The following is an 11,900-nucleotide window of genomic DNA, read 5'->3' on the forward strand; positions in this document are numbered from 1 at the left end:
GGTTCCTTCAGGGGGTGGGGACCGGGCGGTCAGAGGGCCTGGACGTGCAGGAGCAGGGCGTGCTCCGGGTTCAGGACCGGCAGGGGCAGGCCGACGTGCTGGAGGAAGGCGCCGGAGGCAACGGCCCCGTCTTCCAGCCAGGCGGGCGGCTGGATCTGGGTGAAGGTGTGCGCGTAGTCGCCGTCGAGGGGCGTGGGCAGTTCGGCCCGGACGCGGTAGCTCCGCGTCGGGTCAAGGCCCGGCAGCGAGGCCAGTCCGGGGACCTCAGCCGGCGCGGACGCCAGGGACACGGCAGCGAACAGGGCCTCGCCGGCGTCGTGTGCAACCACACCGTGGACACTCAAGGTGGGCTCGGCGGTGTCCGCGTTCACCCGCTTGCCGGAGTGGATCAGTGCGCGGTGGCGCTTGTACAGCGCAATCACGCGGCGCAGCGTGGCCCGCTCCTGGTCCGTGGCCGCGCGGATGTCCCACTCCATGCCGAAGTGGCCGAACAGTGCGGTGATGGCGCGGAAGGAGATGTCGTGGGTGCGGGCCGTGGTGTGCGAGGTGGTGGGTCCGATATGGGCGCCGACGAGCTCCGGCGGCAGGATGGCCTGGGTCCAGCGCTGGATGGTCTGGCGTTCCAGGGCGTCGTTGCAGTCCGAGGCCCACACGCGGTCCGTGCGCTGCAGGATGCCGAGATCCACGCGTGCCCCGCCGGAAGAGCAGCTTTCGATCTCCACGTCCGGGTGTGCTGCCTTGAGCGCGTCGAAGAGCCGGTAGGCCGCAAGCGTCTGCTCGTGGACGGAGGGGCGGCCGCCGCGGCCGTGCTCGGTGAGGTCCCGGTTCTGGTCCCACTTGAGGTAGGCGATGTTGTTTTCGCGCAGCAGGGCGTCGAGGCGGCCGTAGATGTACTCCCAGGCCTCCGGGTTGGCGAGGTCCAGGACGTGCTGGTGGCGCCAGGTGTGCGGGAGCCGGCCGCCGTCCTTGTAGGAAAGCGCCGACGGGCCCACGATCCACTCCGGGTGCTCGCGGGCGACGTCGGAGTCCAGGTTGACCATTTCCGGCTCCACCCACAGGCCAAACTCCATGCCGTGCCCGGTGACGGCGTCGATCAGCGGCGTGAGGCCCTCGGGCCACAGGCCCTCGTCGACGAACCAGTCGCCCAGGCCCGCGTGATCGTCGCGGCGGCCGCGGAACCAGCCGTCGTCCAGGACGAAGCGTTCCACGCCGAGCCCGGCCGCCGATTCGGCGAGTTCCAGCAGGGGTTCGAGGCTGTGGTCAAAGTAGACCGCCTCCCAGGTGTTGAGCACCACGGGGCGTACCCGCCCGGACGTGGTGTCCACGTGCTGCGGCCGGGCACGGAACCAGTCGTAGAAGGTCTCGGTGATGCCGTCCAGGCCGTGGCCGGAGTAGGCGGCAAAGAGCGACGGCGTCCGGTAACTGCCGCCGGGGTGGAGCACCACTTCGCCGGAGCCGAGCAGCTCCGCGGCGCCGAGCATGCGGCGGCCGTCGGTGAGGCTGTCGAGGTACTGCTCGTGGTTGCCGCTCCAGCCGAAATGCGTGGCCCACACCTGGCCCCGGCGGTTGGAGAAGCCGGCTGTCCCGGCGGCCACGAGCAGCGAGGAATCGTGGCCGGTCCGGCCGTGCCGGCCGGTGCGGACCCAGGTTCCCTGCTGGACGGCGTGCCGCTGCGGATGGTTTTCGCGGCACCAGCGTCCGGTGAGATCGAGCAGTTCCGTGGCGTCCCGCGGCACCGGCAGCACGGTGGCCAGTTCCTCGAGCTGGTACGCGGCCGCGCCGCTGTTGGTCAGCGTGTGCGCCAGCTCCAGGAGGCCGCCGGGGTGGAGGGTGAGCTCGGAGCTGACGTCCAGTCCGGCCTCGGAATCACGGTGGATGATCAGTACGCTGCGGCCGCCGTCCTGCACCTGGGCGGAAACCACCCGCAGGGCCGGCGAGAAGTCCTGGCCGGGTCCGCCGTCGGCATTCCGGTGCCCGCGGAGGCCCGGCCGTCCGGCCCAGCCGGAGGAGGCCTGCGGGAGCAGCCCGGCGGTGACGGGGATGTCGAGGGCGGAGTGGGGGACGGGCCCGCGGAGGGTCGCCAGATCGGGGAGGTGTTCGCCGAGGTCGGCGCCCCAGTGGACGATTTCGGCCTCGCCGGAGTCGAAGGCCAGCAGGAGGCTGGTGCCGGCAGAACGCAGGTGCACGGGGTGCATGGGATTCGCTTTCAGTTGTGCGGAAGTCAGGTGCTGGTGCGCGGGATCCCGGCTGGGGATCCCGCGCACCGGTCGCCGCCGTCGCTGGCGGCTATGGCTTCAGAGGCTTACTTGAACAGGGCGTTGACCTGGTCGTTGGCTTCGGTGAGGGAGCTGGCAGGCTTCTTGCCGGAGAGGACGGCGTCCATGGCCGGCTTCATGATGCCGTCCACCTTGGCTGCCTTATCCGCGATCGGGAACAGGAACGTGGTTCCTTCCTTGACGTGGGTGGTGAAGGCGGAGACGTCGGTGCCCTTGGCCTTGAACGCTTCAGCTGCCTTCTCGGAGGAGCTGGTGAGAGCCGGGAACACGACGGCCTTGGAGGCTACGACGTCCTGGCAGGCGGTGGAGGCGAGGTATTCGACCCACTTGACCGAGGCCGCCGGGTTCTTGGTGCCGGCCCAGACGGAGTCGGCCAGGCCGTTGAACATGCTGGCGCGCTTGCCTTCGGGGCCCTTCGGGGTGGGGGCGAACGCGGTCTTCACGCCCTTGTAGCTCTTGTACTGGCCGATCAGCCAGTCACCGGTGGTGTTGATGGCAGCCTTGCCGGCGCCGAAGTTGTCCGCCAGGCTGGCGCCGACGGTGGTTTCGAGCTTGGGCATGTAGCCCTTCTCGGTCAGTCCGGCCCACCAGGCGATGGTCTCCTGGAACTTGGGGTCGTCGTAGTTGAACTTGGTGCCCCAGGGGTTCTTGTCCGTGGCGCTCCAGCCGGTGGTGGCGCTGAGGAAGCTCCACTCGGTCTGGCCCTGCCCGGAGCCGCTGCCGGCCAGGCCGAGTCCGTAGACGGCCACGTTGTTCTTGTCGAAACCTGCCTCGTCGCCGCGCACGCCGTTCTTGTCCACGGTCAGGTGCGCGATTGCCTTCTCGTAGCTGCCGCCGTCCTGCGGGTTCCAGTCTAGGTTGGCCATCTGCTCCGCGGTCAGGCCCGCGGAGTCCGTCATGGCCTTGTTGTAGAAGAGGCCCACGGTGTCCCAGTCCTTGGGCAGTCCGTAGCGCTTGCCGTCTGAACCCACCCAGAGCTCGGGGAGCCCCTTGGTGTAGCTCTCCAGCTTGATGCCGTCCTTGGCCACTGCCTCGTCGAGGGAGAGCAGCTGCTTCTTCGCGGCGTACTCGGGGTACTTGGAGAGGTGGTTGGTGAAGACGTCGGGGGCGGTGCCGGCGACGAAGCCGTTGGTCAGGGTGGTCCAGTAATCGTCCCAGCCGCGCTGGGTGATCTTGACCTTGATGTCCGGGTTGGCCTTGGTGAAATCGTTCGCGCACTGCTGGTAGGCCGGGAGCTGGTTGGCGTCCCACAGCCAGTAGTTGATTTCGCCCTTGGCCTCGGTGGAGGCCGGGGCCGACCCGCCGCAAGCGGAGAGGGAGATGGCGATGGCTGCGGCGGCAGCGACGGCGCCGAGGGTCTTCTTCATGGTGGACCTTTCATGGAAGTGCTTCTTTGAGGGAACGCTTGTTGACGGGGGAGTGCGTGTTGGGTCGGGGTTACTTGATGCCGGAGAAGCCGATGGAGTTGACCACCCGCTTGCCGAAGGCGATGAAGAGCAGGAGGACGGGCAGGGCCGCGATCAGTGTTGCGGCCATCAGGCCGGACCAGTCGGGGGCGCCCTGCGGGGACTGGGACTTGAAGACGCCCAGACCCACGGTGAGGACGCGGACGCTCTCGTCCTGGCCCACCAGCAGCGGCCAGAAGTACTCGTTCCACTGGCCGATGAAGGTCAGCAGCGCCAAGGTGGCCAGCGGGGCCGCGGCGTTCGGGAGCACGATCTGGAAGAAGATCCGCACGTGTTTGGCGCCGTCGAGCATGGCGGCCTCCTCCACCTCGCGGGACATGGAGAGGAAAAACTGGCGCAGGAAGAAGATGGCGAAGGGGGTCATGAACAGGAATGGCAGGGCCAGGCCGGCGAAGGTGTTCAGCAGGCCCAGGTTCTTGATCATCAGGAAGTTCGGCAGGGCGGTGAAGATCGGCGGGACCATCATGGTGGCCAGGAACAGGCCGAACACCACGTTCCGGCCCGGCCAGCGGAGCCGGGAGAAGGCGTATGCGGCCATCGCGCTGAAGAAGACCTGCCCCGCGGTGGTGACGGTGGCGAAGATGACGGAGTTCCGCAGGTACAGCCAGAAGTTGATGGCGGCGCCGGAGCCGCCCTCGGCGATGGCTTCCTCGGGGCTCTGCAGCCCCAGGACCCGCTTGAAGGCGCCGAGGCTAAAGTCGGCCGGCAGCAGGTTGCTGGCGTTCGAGGCCAGGGAGGCGTTGCTGGACAGGGCGGTGCGGAGCATCCAGAGGAACGGCGCGATCGTCACGACGACGGCGACGGCGACGAGGGCCCAGGCGCCGACGCGGCGCCAGTTCACCGGCTTCCTGGGAGCGGGAGCGTGGTCGACGGGCTTCTTGCGGGAAAGGGCGGAGGTAGTCATGGCTGGGGTTCCTTAGTCCAGATCCGATTCGTTGCCCTTGAGGAACTTCATCTGGACGAAGGCCACAAGAGCGAGAATGACGAAGAGAATGACGGACAGGGCCGAGGCGTAGCCGAAGTCGGATTCACCGAAGGCCTTCTGGTAGATGTACATCTGGATGACGCGGGAGGCATTGATCGGACCGCCGCCCGTGGTCACTGCCACGGTGTCAAAGACCTGGAAGGAACCGATCACGGTGACCACCAGGACCAGCACCAGCACAGGGCGCAGGAGCGGCATCGTGATGCTCCAGAAGGTCCGGGTCGGGGAGGCGCCGTCGAGCGAGGCGACCTCATACACGTGGTTGGGGATGGACTGCAGGCCGGCGAAGATCAGCAGGGCCGTGTATCCCATGTGACGCCAGACGTTGACGCCGGCGATGGTGGGGATGGCCCATTGCTCGCTGCCGAAGAAGGCGATGCGCGGCAGGCCCATCCAGTTGATGATTTCGTTGACGATGCCGAGCTGGTAGTCGAGCATCCAGAACCACAGCAGCGCGACGATCACGTTCGCCACCAGGAAGGGCAGCAGCAGGGCGCCGCGGATGAAGGTGGACTTGGCGACGTTGTGCATCAGGAGCGCCAGGCCGAGGGCGATCACGGTCTGGAAGCCGATGTTCAGTGCCACGTACTGGACCGTCACGGCCATGGCGTTCCAGAACAGATCGTCCGCGAAGATCGCGGTGTAGTTCTTAGTGCCGATCCAGGTGGGATCCCCCAGAACGCTGTACTCGGTGAAGCTGAGGTAGACGCCGCGGATGCTCGGCACAAGGTAGAAGGCAACGAAGCCGAGCAGGGCCGGGGCGATGAAGAAGAGTGCGACCTTCAGGTCGCTCCGGGGTCGGCGCCGGCGGCGGGGGGCAGCATTGCCCGTTCCCGTTCCGGTGCCGGTCGCCTTGCGGGCCGGGACGGCTCCGCGGGCAGTTGTGGTGGTCATTGGTGGTTCCTCCGCTGTGACATGAATGCTGTGACGTGGATTACAACTGGAAGACGAATCTACACGAGTAACTTTCCCATGCGCAACCGTTTCTTTTACGTTTCCGGGTAGAAAACTTCCGCTCATGGTCAGCTATTGACTCGAGTAGAAACTGGTGTGAGACTTGCGTGCATGACGTTCTCACTAGGCATCGTTGGCGCCGGACAGTTCGCAGGCGCCTTCGCCAAGCTCTTCGACGCCCACACCGAAATTTCAGAAGTCCATATCACCGATGTCCTGCCGGAACGGGCCGAGGCCCTCCGGGAGCGGCTCGGCCTGGCCGGGACATATCAAAGCTTCGAGGCCATGCTCGACGGCGGCCTGGACGCCGTGGCGATCTTCACCCAGCGCTGGACGCACGGGCCGCTAGTGCTGCAGGCGCTCCGCGCGGGCAAGCACGTCTACTCGGCGGTGCCGATGGCCATCAGTGAGGACGAGATCGCCCGGATCATCGACGCCGTCCGCGAGACGGGCCTGACCTACATGATGGGCGAGACCAGCTACTACAACCCCGCCACCGTGTATGCCCGCAAGCGCAGGGCCGAAGGTGCCTTCGGCCGCATTTTCTATGCCGAGGGCGACTATGTGCACGACATGGACCTTGGCTTCTACGAGGCCTACCAGTACAGCGGCGGGGATGACTGGAAGCGCACCGCCAGCTACCCGCCCATGCTGTACCCGACCCACTCCACGGGCGGGGTACTGGGCGCGATCGGCGGCCATGCCGTCAGCGTCAGCTGCATCGGCGTCCCCGACGAGAGCGGCGACGGCGTGTTCGACAAGGACGTCAGCATGTTCGGCAACGACTTCTCCAACGCCACCGCGCTGTTCGAACTCTCAACCGGCGGGTCCATGCGCATCAACGAGATGCGCCGCGTCGGCTACCCCTCCCACCTGCGCGAAAGCCGCTTCCGGTACTTCGGCACCGAAGCCAGCTTCGAGCAGCTGGCCACGGTCAGTGTGTGGCAGGACAAAGAATCCGTGACCGATGTCAGCGCCGAACTGGCCACCGGGGCCACGCTCGCTGCCGATGATCCGGCGCTGGCCGACGTCGCACCGGCCCTGCGGGACGCCTTCAGCTCCGGGCTGGCCGCCGTGCACGACGCCAGCCGGCTCCCCGCCGAGTTCCGCGGACTTCACAACGGGCACGAGGGCAGCCACCACTTTCTGGTGGACGATTTCGCCACCGCCGTCGCCACCGGAACGCTGCCTCCGGTCAACGCCTGGGAAGCCGCCCGCTACACGCTCCCTGGCATCGTGGCGCACGAGTCCGCCCTCCGCGGCGGGGAGCGATTGCCCGTGCCGGACCACGGCGACGCCCCCGCCCGGCTGCCCGCGCAAGTCTCCAGTGAGGAAGGCTTTGCTGGCGAACTCCGGCGGTAGCATGGTCCCTGTGCCACATTCGCCAGCCCCCGCCAGGCCCACGATCACCCGCAAAGACGTGGCCCGGCTGGCCGGTGTCAGCACCGCCGTCGTCAGCTATGTGGTGAACGGCGGCCCCAAGCGGGTCTCCCCGGTGACGGCCGCGAAAGTGCGCGAGGCCATCAGCGCCCTCGGGTACCGGCCGAATGCCGCGGCGAGGGCCCTGAAGCTGGGCTCCAGCGAGATGCTGGGCATGGTGGTCCCGGACACCACCAACCCCTTCTTCGCCACCCTGGCCCGCGCCGTGGAGGAAGCCGCCGCGGCGCGCGGCTACGCGCTGCTGCTGGCCAACTCGGGCGGATCGGCGGCCAGCGAACGCCGCCAGGTCAGGAACCTCGCGAGCCGCCGCGTGGACGGCGTCTTCCTCTCCAGCGTCCTGTTCGAACCGGACCTGACCGAGCTTGAGCACTCGGAGATCCCCGCCGTGCTGCTCAACCACAGCAGCGAGGTACCGGGCTTCAACTCGGTCGGCGTGGAGCTGCTCGAAGGCTCCCGGCGTGCCGTTGAGCACCTGGTCGGCCACGGCCACCGCAACATCGCGCTGGTCATGGGCATGAACGCCGGCAATGACCTCGACGCGCGCGAGATCGGGTGGCAGCGGGGCCTGGCGGAGGCCGGACTCCCGGAAGGGCCCATTGTGCGTTGCGACTTCGACCGCCAGGGAGGCTACCGGGCCGGGCAGCGGCTGCTCGCTGCCGCGGACCGGCCCACCGCCGTGTTTGTCAGCTCCGATCTGCAGGCCGTCGGCCTGCTGCGCGCCGTGTATGAGGCCGGCCTGCGGGTCCCCGAGGACCTCGCTGTCTTCTCCTTCGATGGCTCGGCCGAGGCGGAGTACAGCTGGCCGCCGCTGAGCACGGTCGCGCAGCCCATTCAGGCCATGGCCGAGGCCGCCGTCGAGGCACTCATCGACTCCGAAGGCGGCTCACCCACCAGGAACAGGACCTTCCCCGTGGACCTGGTCCTCCGGGCGTCCTGCGGCTGCGTGCCGGTGCCCGCTGCGCCGCCCGTGCCGGCGCAGTAAGGTCCCCGCCCCGCACGCCGTTGCTGTTCCCGGCGCCGTTCCCTGCGGGCGGCAATGGCCAAATGGTCTATCGTTAGCGCTAACAGGAGCCAGCGGCAGGCCACCAGCACGTGTCCGGTGCCCTCTCATAGGTTGATTTCACAGTTTGATTTCACGGTTTTTCCACACAGGTGGACTGCATCGGAGCGATAGGGGCCTCGCATGGCGAACAGCAATGACCGGCGGCAGCCGCGACTCGAAGATGTCGCAGCGCTGGCCAAGGTTTCCCATCAGACTGTGTCGCGGGTGATCAACAACCACCCGAACGTCAGCACGGCAACAAGGGGGCGGGTAGAGGCGGCGATTGCCGAACTCGGCTACCGGCGCAACACGGCCGCCCGGAGCCTGGTGACCCGGCGCACCCAAACCATCGGCGTCCTCGCCTCCGAGCTCGGGCAATACGGCCCGGCGAATACCCTGCTGGGGGTCCAGCAAGCCGCCCGCGAAGCAGGGTATTTCGTGAGCATTGCCGCGATCAAGGGGGCCGGGGCGAAGGCCATTTCCGATGCGGTGCGCCACCTGACGGACCAGGGCGCGGACGGAATGATTGTGATCGTGCCGCACGACGGGACACTTCAGGTGCTCGAGGACCTGAACCTGGACCTCCCCGTGATCGTCGTCGGCGGTGCCGGGGAAGGGCGGTTGAGCGGCGCGATGGTCGACCAGAAGCTCGGGGCGCGGCTGGCCGTGGCCCATCTGATCAGCCTTGGCCACCAGAGGATCGGCCATGTCTCCGGACCGCTGGACTGGGTGGACGGCAAGGCCCGGGTTGACGGGTGGCGCGAGGAACTGGCGGAAGCCGGCCTCTCCGACGAACTTCTGGTCGAGGGGGATTGGAGTGCGGGCAGCGGGTACCGGATCGGGCAGCAGCTGGCAGAGCAGCGCAGCGCCACCGCGGTGTTCGTCAGCAACGACCAGATGGCGCTCGGACTGCTGCGGGCGTTCGGTGAAAAAGGCATCCGCGTGCCGGAAGACATCTCCCTGGTCGGCTTCGACGACCAGCCCGAATCCGCCTACTTCATGCCGCCGCTGACCACCGTGCGCCAGGACTTCGAGGAGCTCGGAAAGCGCTGCATGGACCTGATGCGCGCCCAGATCGAGGACGAAGCCGGCAGCGGCGCCCTGGTGGTCAAGCCTGAGCTCGTGGTGCGCGCCAGCACCGCGCCCCGCCCCCTGCTCTCCTAGAGCCGAAGCCTTCCTTTTCCGGCATAGCGTGACCGGGCTTCTTGACAGGGTGTTTGTTAGCGCTAACAATAGGGGGGTTCGCAATGTTGCGGAACCTATTGGAGGATTTGATGGACGTCTCACTGGACGGAACCGAAAAATTTGTCATTGGCGTGGACTACGGCACGCTTTCCGGGCGGGCCGTCGTCGTCCGGGTCCGGGACGGCAAGGAACTGGGCAGTGGAGTCTGCGACTACGCGCATGCCGTGGTCACCGGCGAGCTCCCCGAGGACACGGCGGGCGTCGCCGGCATCCGGCTGCCGGGCGAATGGGCACTCCAGGTGCCCGACGACTACCGGGAGGTCCTGCGCCAAGCGGTGCCCGCGGCGATCGCCGACTCCGGAATCGATCCGGCCGCCGTCGTGGGGATCGCCACGGACTTCACGGCCTGCACCATGCTCCCGGTCAAGGCCGACGGCACCCCGCTGAGTGAGCTGCCGGACTTTGCGGACAGGCCGCACGCCTATGTGAAGCTCTGGCGCCACCACGCCGCGCAGCCGCAGGCGGACCGGATTAACGCGCTGGCCGCCGAACGGGGCGAAAGCTGGCTCCCGCGCTACGGCGGGCTGGTCTCCTCCGAATGGGAATTCGCCAAAGGACTGCAGCTGCTTGAGGAGGACCCGGAAGGCTACGCCGCCATGGACCGCTGGGTGGAAGCCGCCGACTGGATCGTCTGGCAGCTCTGCGGCAACTACGTCCGCAACGCCTGCACGGCCGGCTACAAGGGGATCTACCAGGACGGCCGCTACCCGTCCGAGGACTTCCTGGCCGCCCTGAATCCGCAGTTCAAGAACTTCGTCTCCGCCAAGCTGGAACACACCATCGGCCGGCTCGGCGATGCCGCGGGCCGCCTCACCGCCGAGGCCGCCGCCTGGACGGGACTGCCCGAGGGGATCGCCGTCGCGGTGGGCAACGTGGACGCGCACGTCACCGCCCCGGCGGCGCGCGCCGTAGAACCGGGCCAGCTCGTGGCGATCATGGGAACCTCCACTTGCCACGTTCTGAACGGCGACGAACTTCGGGAAGTGCCAGGCATGTGCGGCGTCGTCGACGGCGGCATCGTGGACGGGCTATGGGGTTACGAGGCCGGGCAGAGCGGGGTGGGCGATATCTTCGGCTGGTTCACCAAGTACTGCGTCCCGCCGGAATACCACCAGGCCGCGGCCGCCGCCGGTCTGGGCATCCACGAATATCTCACCGAACTCGCGTCCAACCAGGCGATCGGCCAGCATGGCCTGATCGCGCTCGACTGGCACTCCGGCAACCGCTCCGTGCTGGTGGACCACGAACTCTCCGGCATCATCGTTGGCCAGACCCTCGCCACGAAACCCGAGGACACTTACCGGGCGCTCCTGGAGGCCACGGCCTTCGGAACGCGGACCATCGTGGACGCCTTCCGCGACTCTGGCGTCCCGGTCACGGAGTTCATCGTTGCCGGCGGGCTCTTGAAGAACAAGCTGCTCATGCAGATCTACGCCGACATCACAGGACTGCAGCTCTCCACCATCGGCTCCACCCAGGGTCCGGCGCTTGGTTCGGCCATCCACGCCGCCGTCGCGGCCGGAAAGTACCCGGACATCCGGGTGGCCGCGGCCGCCATGGGCGCTGCGCCGGGCGCGGTCTACACGCCGATCCCGGAGAACGTCGCGGCCTACGAGGAACTGTTCCGCGAATACCGGACACTCCACGACTACTTCGGCAGGGGAACCAACGAGGTCATGCACCGGCTCAAAGCCATCCAGCGCAACGCCGTCCGTCCTCTCTTCACCGCCGGAGTGTCCGCATGAGCACCCTACTGGATTCCATCGCCCGGCTCCGCAGCGAGGTCTGCTCGCTGCACGCCGAACTCACGCGATACCAGCTCGTAGTCTGGACGGCGGGAAACGTCTCCGCCCGCGTCCCCGGCTACGACCTCATGGTCATCAAACCCTCCGGCGTCTCCTATGACGAGCTGACGCCGGAACTCATGGTGGTCACCGATCTCTTCGGCGCCCCGGTGAGCTCGCTCAGCTCCGGAGCCGACGGCGCGACGGTCGAGTGGGCCAACCCGGACCTCACGCCGTCCTCGGACACCGCGGCGCACGCCTACGTCTACCGCCACATGCCCGACGTCGGGGGAGTGGTGCACACCCATTCGACCTACGCCACGGCCTGGGCTGCCCGGGGGGAGCCGATCCCCTGCGTGCTGACCATGATGGGTGACGAGTTCGGCGGGACGATCCCGGTAGGCCCGTTCGCGCTGATCGGGGACGACTCGATCGGCCGCGGCATCGTGGACACCCTGGCCCAGTCCACCTCACCGGCCGTACTCATGCAGAACCACGGGCCCTTCACCGTGGGCAAGGACGCCCGCTCGGCGGTCAAAGCCGCAGTCATGTGCGAGGAAGTGGCGCGGACAGTCCATATTTCCCGCCAGCTCGGCGAGCCCCTGCCGATCGACGCGGCCCAGATCGACTCGCTCTACGCCCGCTACCAGAACGTCTACGGCCGCTAGGCCCAATAACCAGGCCGCTAAGCCCAACAACCAGGCCGCC

At 67.7% G+C, this 11,900-nt stretch carries 9 protein-coding genes; 5 read left to right on the forward strand and 4 right to left on the reverse strand.

Annotated elements, in window-relative coordinates:
• Positions 1–29: 29 nt before the first annotated feature.
• The 4 genes from M2428_RS06745 to M2428_RS06760 form a co-directional block, all read right to left on the reverse strand.
• Positions 30–2,195 carry an alpha-galactosidase gene (locus M2428_RS06745; protein ID WP_277524994.1) on the reverse strand — a complete coding sequence of 722 codons (2,166 nt, stop codon included), beginning with the start codon at positions 2,193–2,195 and terminating at the stop codon, positions 30–32.
• A gap of 107 nt (positions 2,196–2,302) precedes the next feature.
• Positions 2,303–3,643, reverse strand: a complete 1,341-nt coding sequence (locus M2428_RS06750; protein ID WP_277524996.1) for a sugar ABC transporter substrate-binding protein — start codon at positions 3,641–3,643, stop codon at positions 2,303–2,305.
• A 70-nt stretch (positions 3,644–3,713) separates the two neighbouring features.
• Positions 3,714–4,646 (reverse strand): carbohydrate ABC transporter permease, encoded by a 933-nt coding sequence (locus M2428_RS06755; RefSeq protein WP_277524998.1) that lies wholly within the window; start codon positions 4,644–4,646, stop codon positions 3,714–3,716.
• Between the two features lie 12 nt (positions 4,647–4,658).
• Positions 4,659–5,621 (reverse strand): sugar ABC transporter permease, encoded by a 963-nt coding sequence (locus tag M2428_RS06760; RefSeq protein ID WP_277525000.1) that lies wholly within the window; start codon positions 5,619–5,621, stop codon positions 4,659–4,661.
• Between the two features lie 171 nt (positions 5,622–5,792).
• Here M2428_RS06760 and M2428_RS06765 point away from each other — a divergent pair, with 171 nt between their 5' ends.
• The 5 genes from M2428_RS06765 (at position 5,793) to M2428_RS06785 (ending at position 11,860) form a co-directional block, all read left to right on the forward strand.
• Entirely contained in the window at positions 5,793–7,043 is a 1,251-nt protein-coding gene (locus M2428_RS06765) for a Gfo/Idh/MocA family oxidoreductase (protein WP_277525002.1), read from the forward strand.
• 1 nt (position 7,044) lies between these two features.
• Positions 7,045–8,103: a LacI family DNA-binding transcriptional regulator gene (locus M2428_RS06770; protein WP_277525004.1), complete on the forward strand. Its 1,059-nt coding sequence runs from the start codon at positions 7,045–7,047 to the stop codon at positions 8,101–8,103.
• A 201-nt stretch (positions 8,104–8,304) separates the two neighbouring features.
• Positions 8,305–9,327 (forward strand): LacI family DNA-binding transcriptional regulator, encoded by a 1,023-nt coding sequence (locus M2428_RS06775; protein WP_277525006.1) that lies wholly within the window; start codon positions 8,305–8,307, stop codon positions 9,325–9,327.
• A 110-nt stretch (positions 9,328–9,437) separates the two neighbouring features.
• Positions 9,438–11,153, forward strand: a complete 1,716-nt coding sequence (araB, locus tag M2428_RS06780) for a ribulokinase (RefSeq protein ID WP_277525009.1) — start codon at positions 9,438–9,440, stop codon at positions 11,151–11,153.
• The gene (locus tag M2428_RS06785) at positions 11,150–11,860 is read left to right on the forward strand and encodes an L-ribulose-5-phosphate 4-epimerase (RefSeq protein ID WP_277525010.1); all 711 of its coding nucleotides are present in this window, start codon (positions 11,150–11,152) and stop codon (positions 11,858–11,860) included. The genes araB and M2428_RS06785 overlap by 4 nt, the downstream gene beginning before the upstream one ends.
• The last annotated feature ends 40 nt before the right edge of the window (positions 11,861–11,900 follow it).

This window comes from Arthrobacter sp. ES3-54, from assembly GCF_029504395.1.
GTDB lineage: Bacteria > Actinomycetota > Actinomycetes > Actinomycetales > Micrococcaceae > Arthrobacter.

Excerpts from the sequence above, each read along its gene's own strand:
- M2428_RS06760 (WP_277525000.1), bottom strand. The coding sequence starts at position 5,621 with ATGACCACCACAACTGCCCGCGGAGCCGTCCCGGCCCGCAAGGCGACC.
- M2428_RS06775 (WP_277525006.1), top strand. The coding sequence starts at position 8,305 with ATGGCGAACAGCAATGACCGGCGGCAGCCGCGACTCGAAGATGTCGCA.
- M2428_RS06745 (WP_277524994.1), bottom strand. The coding sequence starts at position 2,195 with ATGCACCCCGTGCACCTGCGTTCTGCCGGCACCAGCCTCCTGCTGGCC.
- M2428_RS06750 (WP_277524996.1), bottom strand. The coding sequence starts at position 3,643 with ATGAAGAAGACCCTCGGCGCCGTCGCTGCCGCCGCAGCCATCGCCATC.
- araB (WP_277525009.1), top strand. The coding sequence starts at position 9,438 with ATGGACGTCTCACTGGACGGAACCGAAAAATTTGTCATTGGCGTGGAC.
- M2428_RS06755 (WP_277524998.1), bottom strand. The coding sequence starts at position 4,646 with ATGACTACCTCCGCCCTTTCCCGCAAGAAGCCCGTCGACCACGCTCCC.
- M2428_RS06765 (WP_277525002.1), top strand. The coding sequence starts at position 5,793 with ATGACGTTCTCACTAGGCATCGTTGGCGCCGGACAGTTCGCAGGCGCC.
- M2428_RS06785 (WP_277525010.1), top strand. The coding sequence starts at position 11,150 with ATGAGCACCCTACTGGATTCCATCGCCCGGCTCCGCAGCGAGGTCTGC.
- M2428_RS06770 (WP_277525004.1), top strand. The coding sequence starts at position 7,045 with ATGGTCCCTGTGCCACATTCGCCAGCCCCCGCCAGGCCCACGATCACC.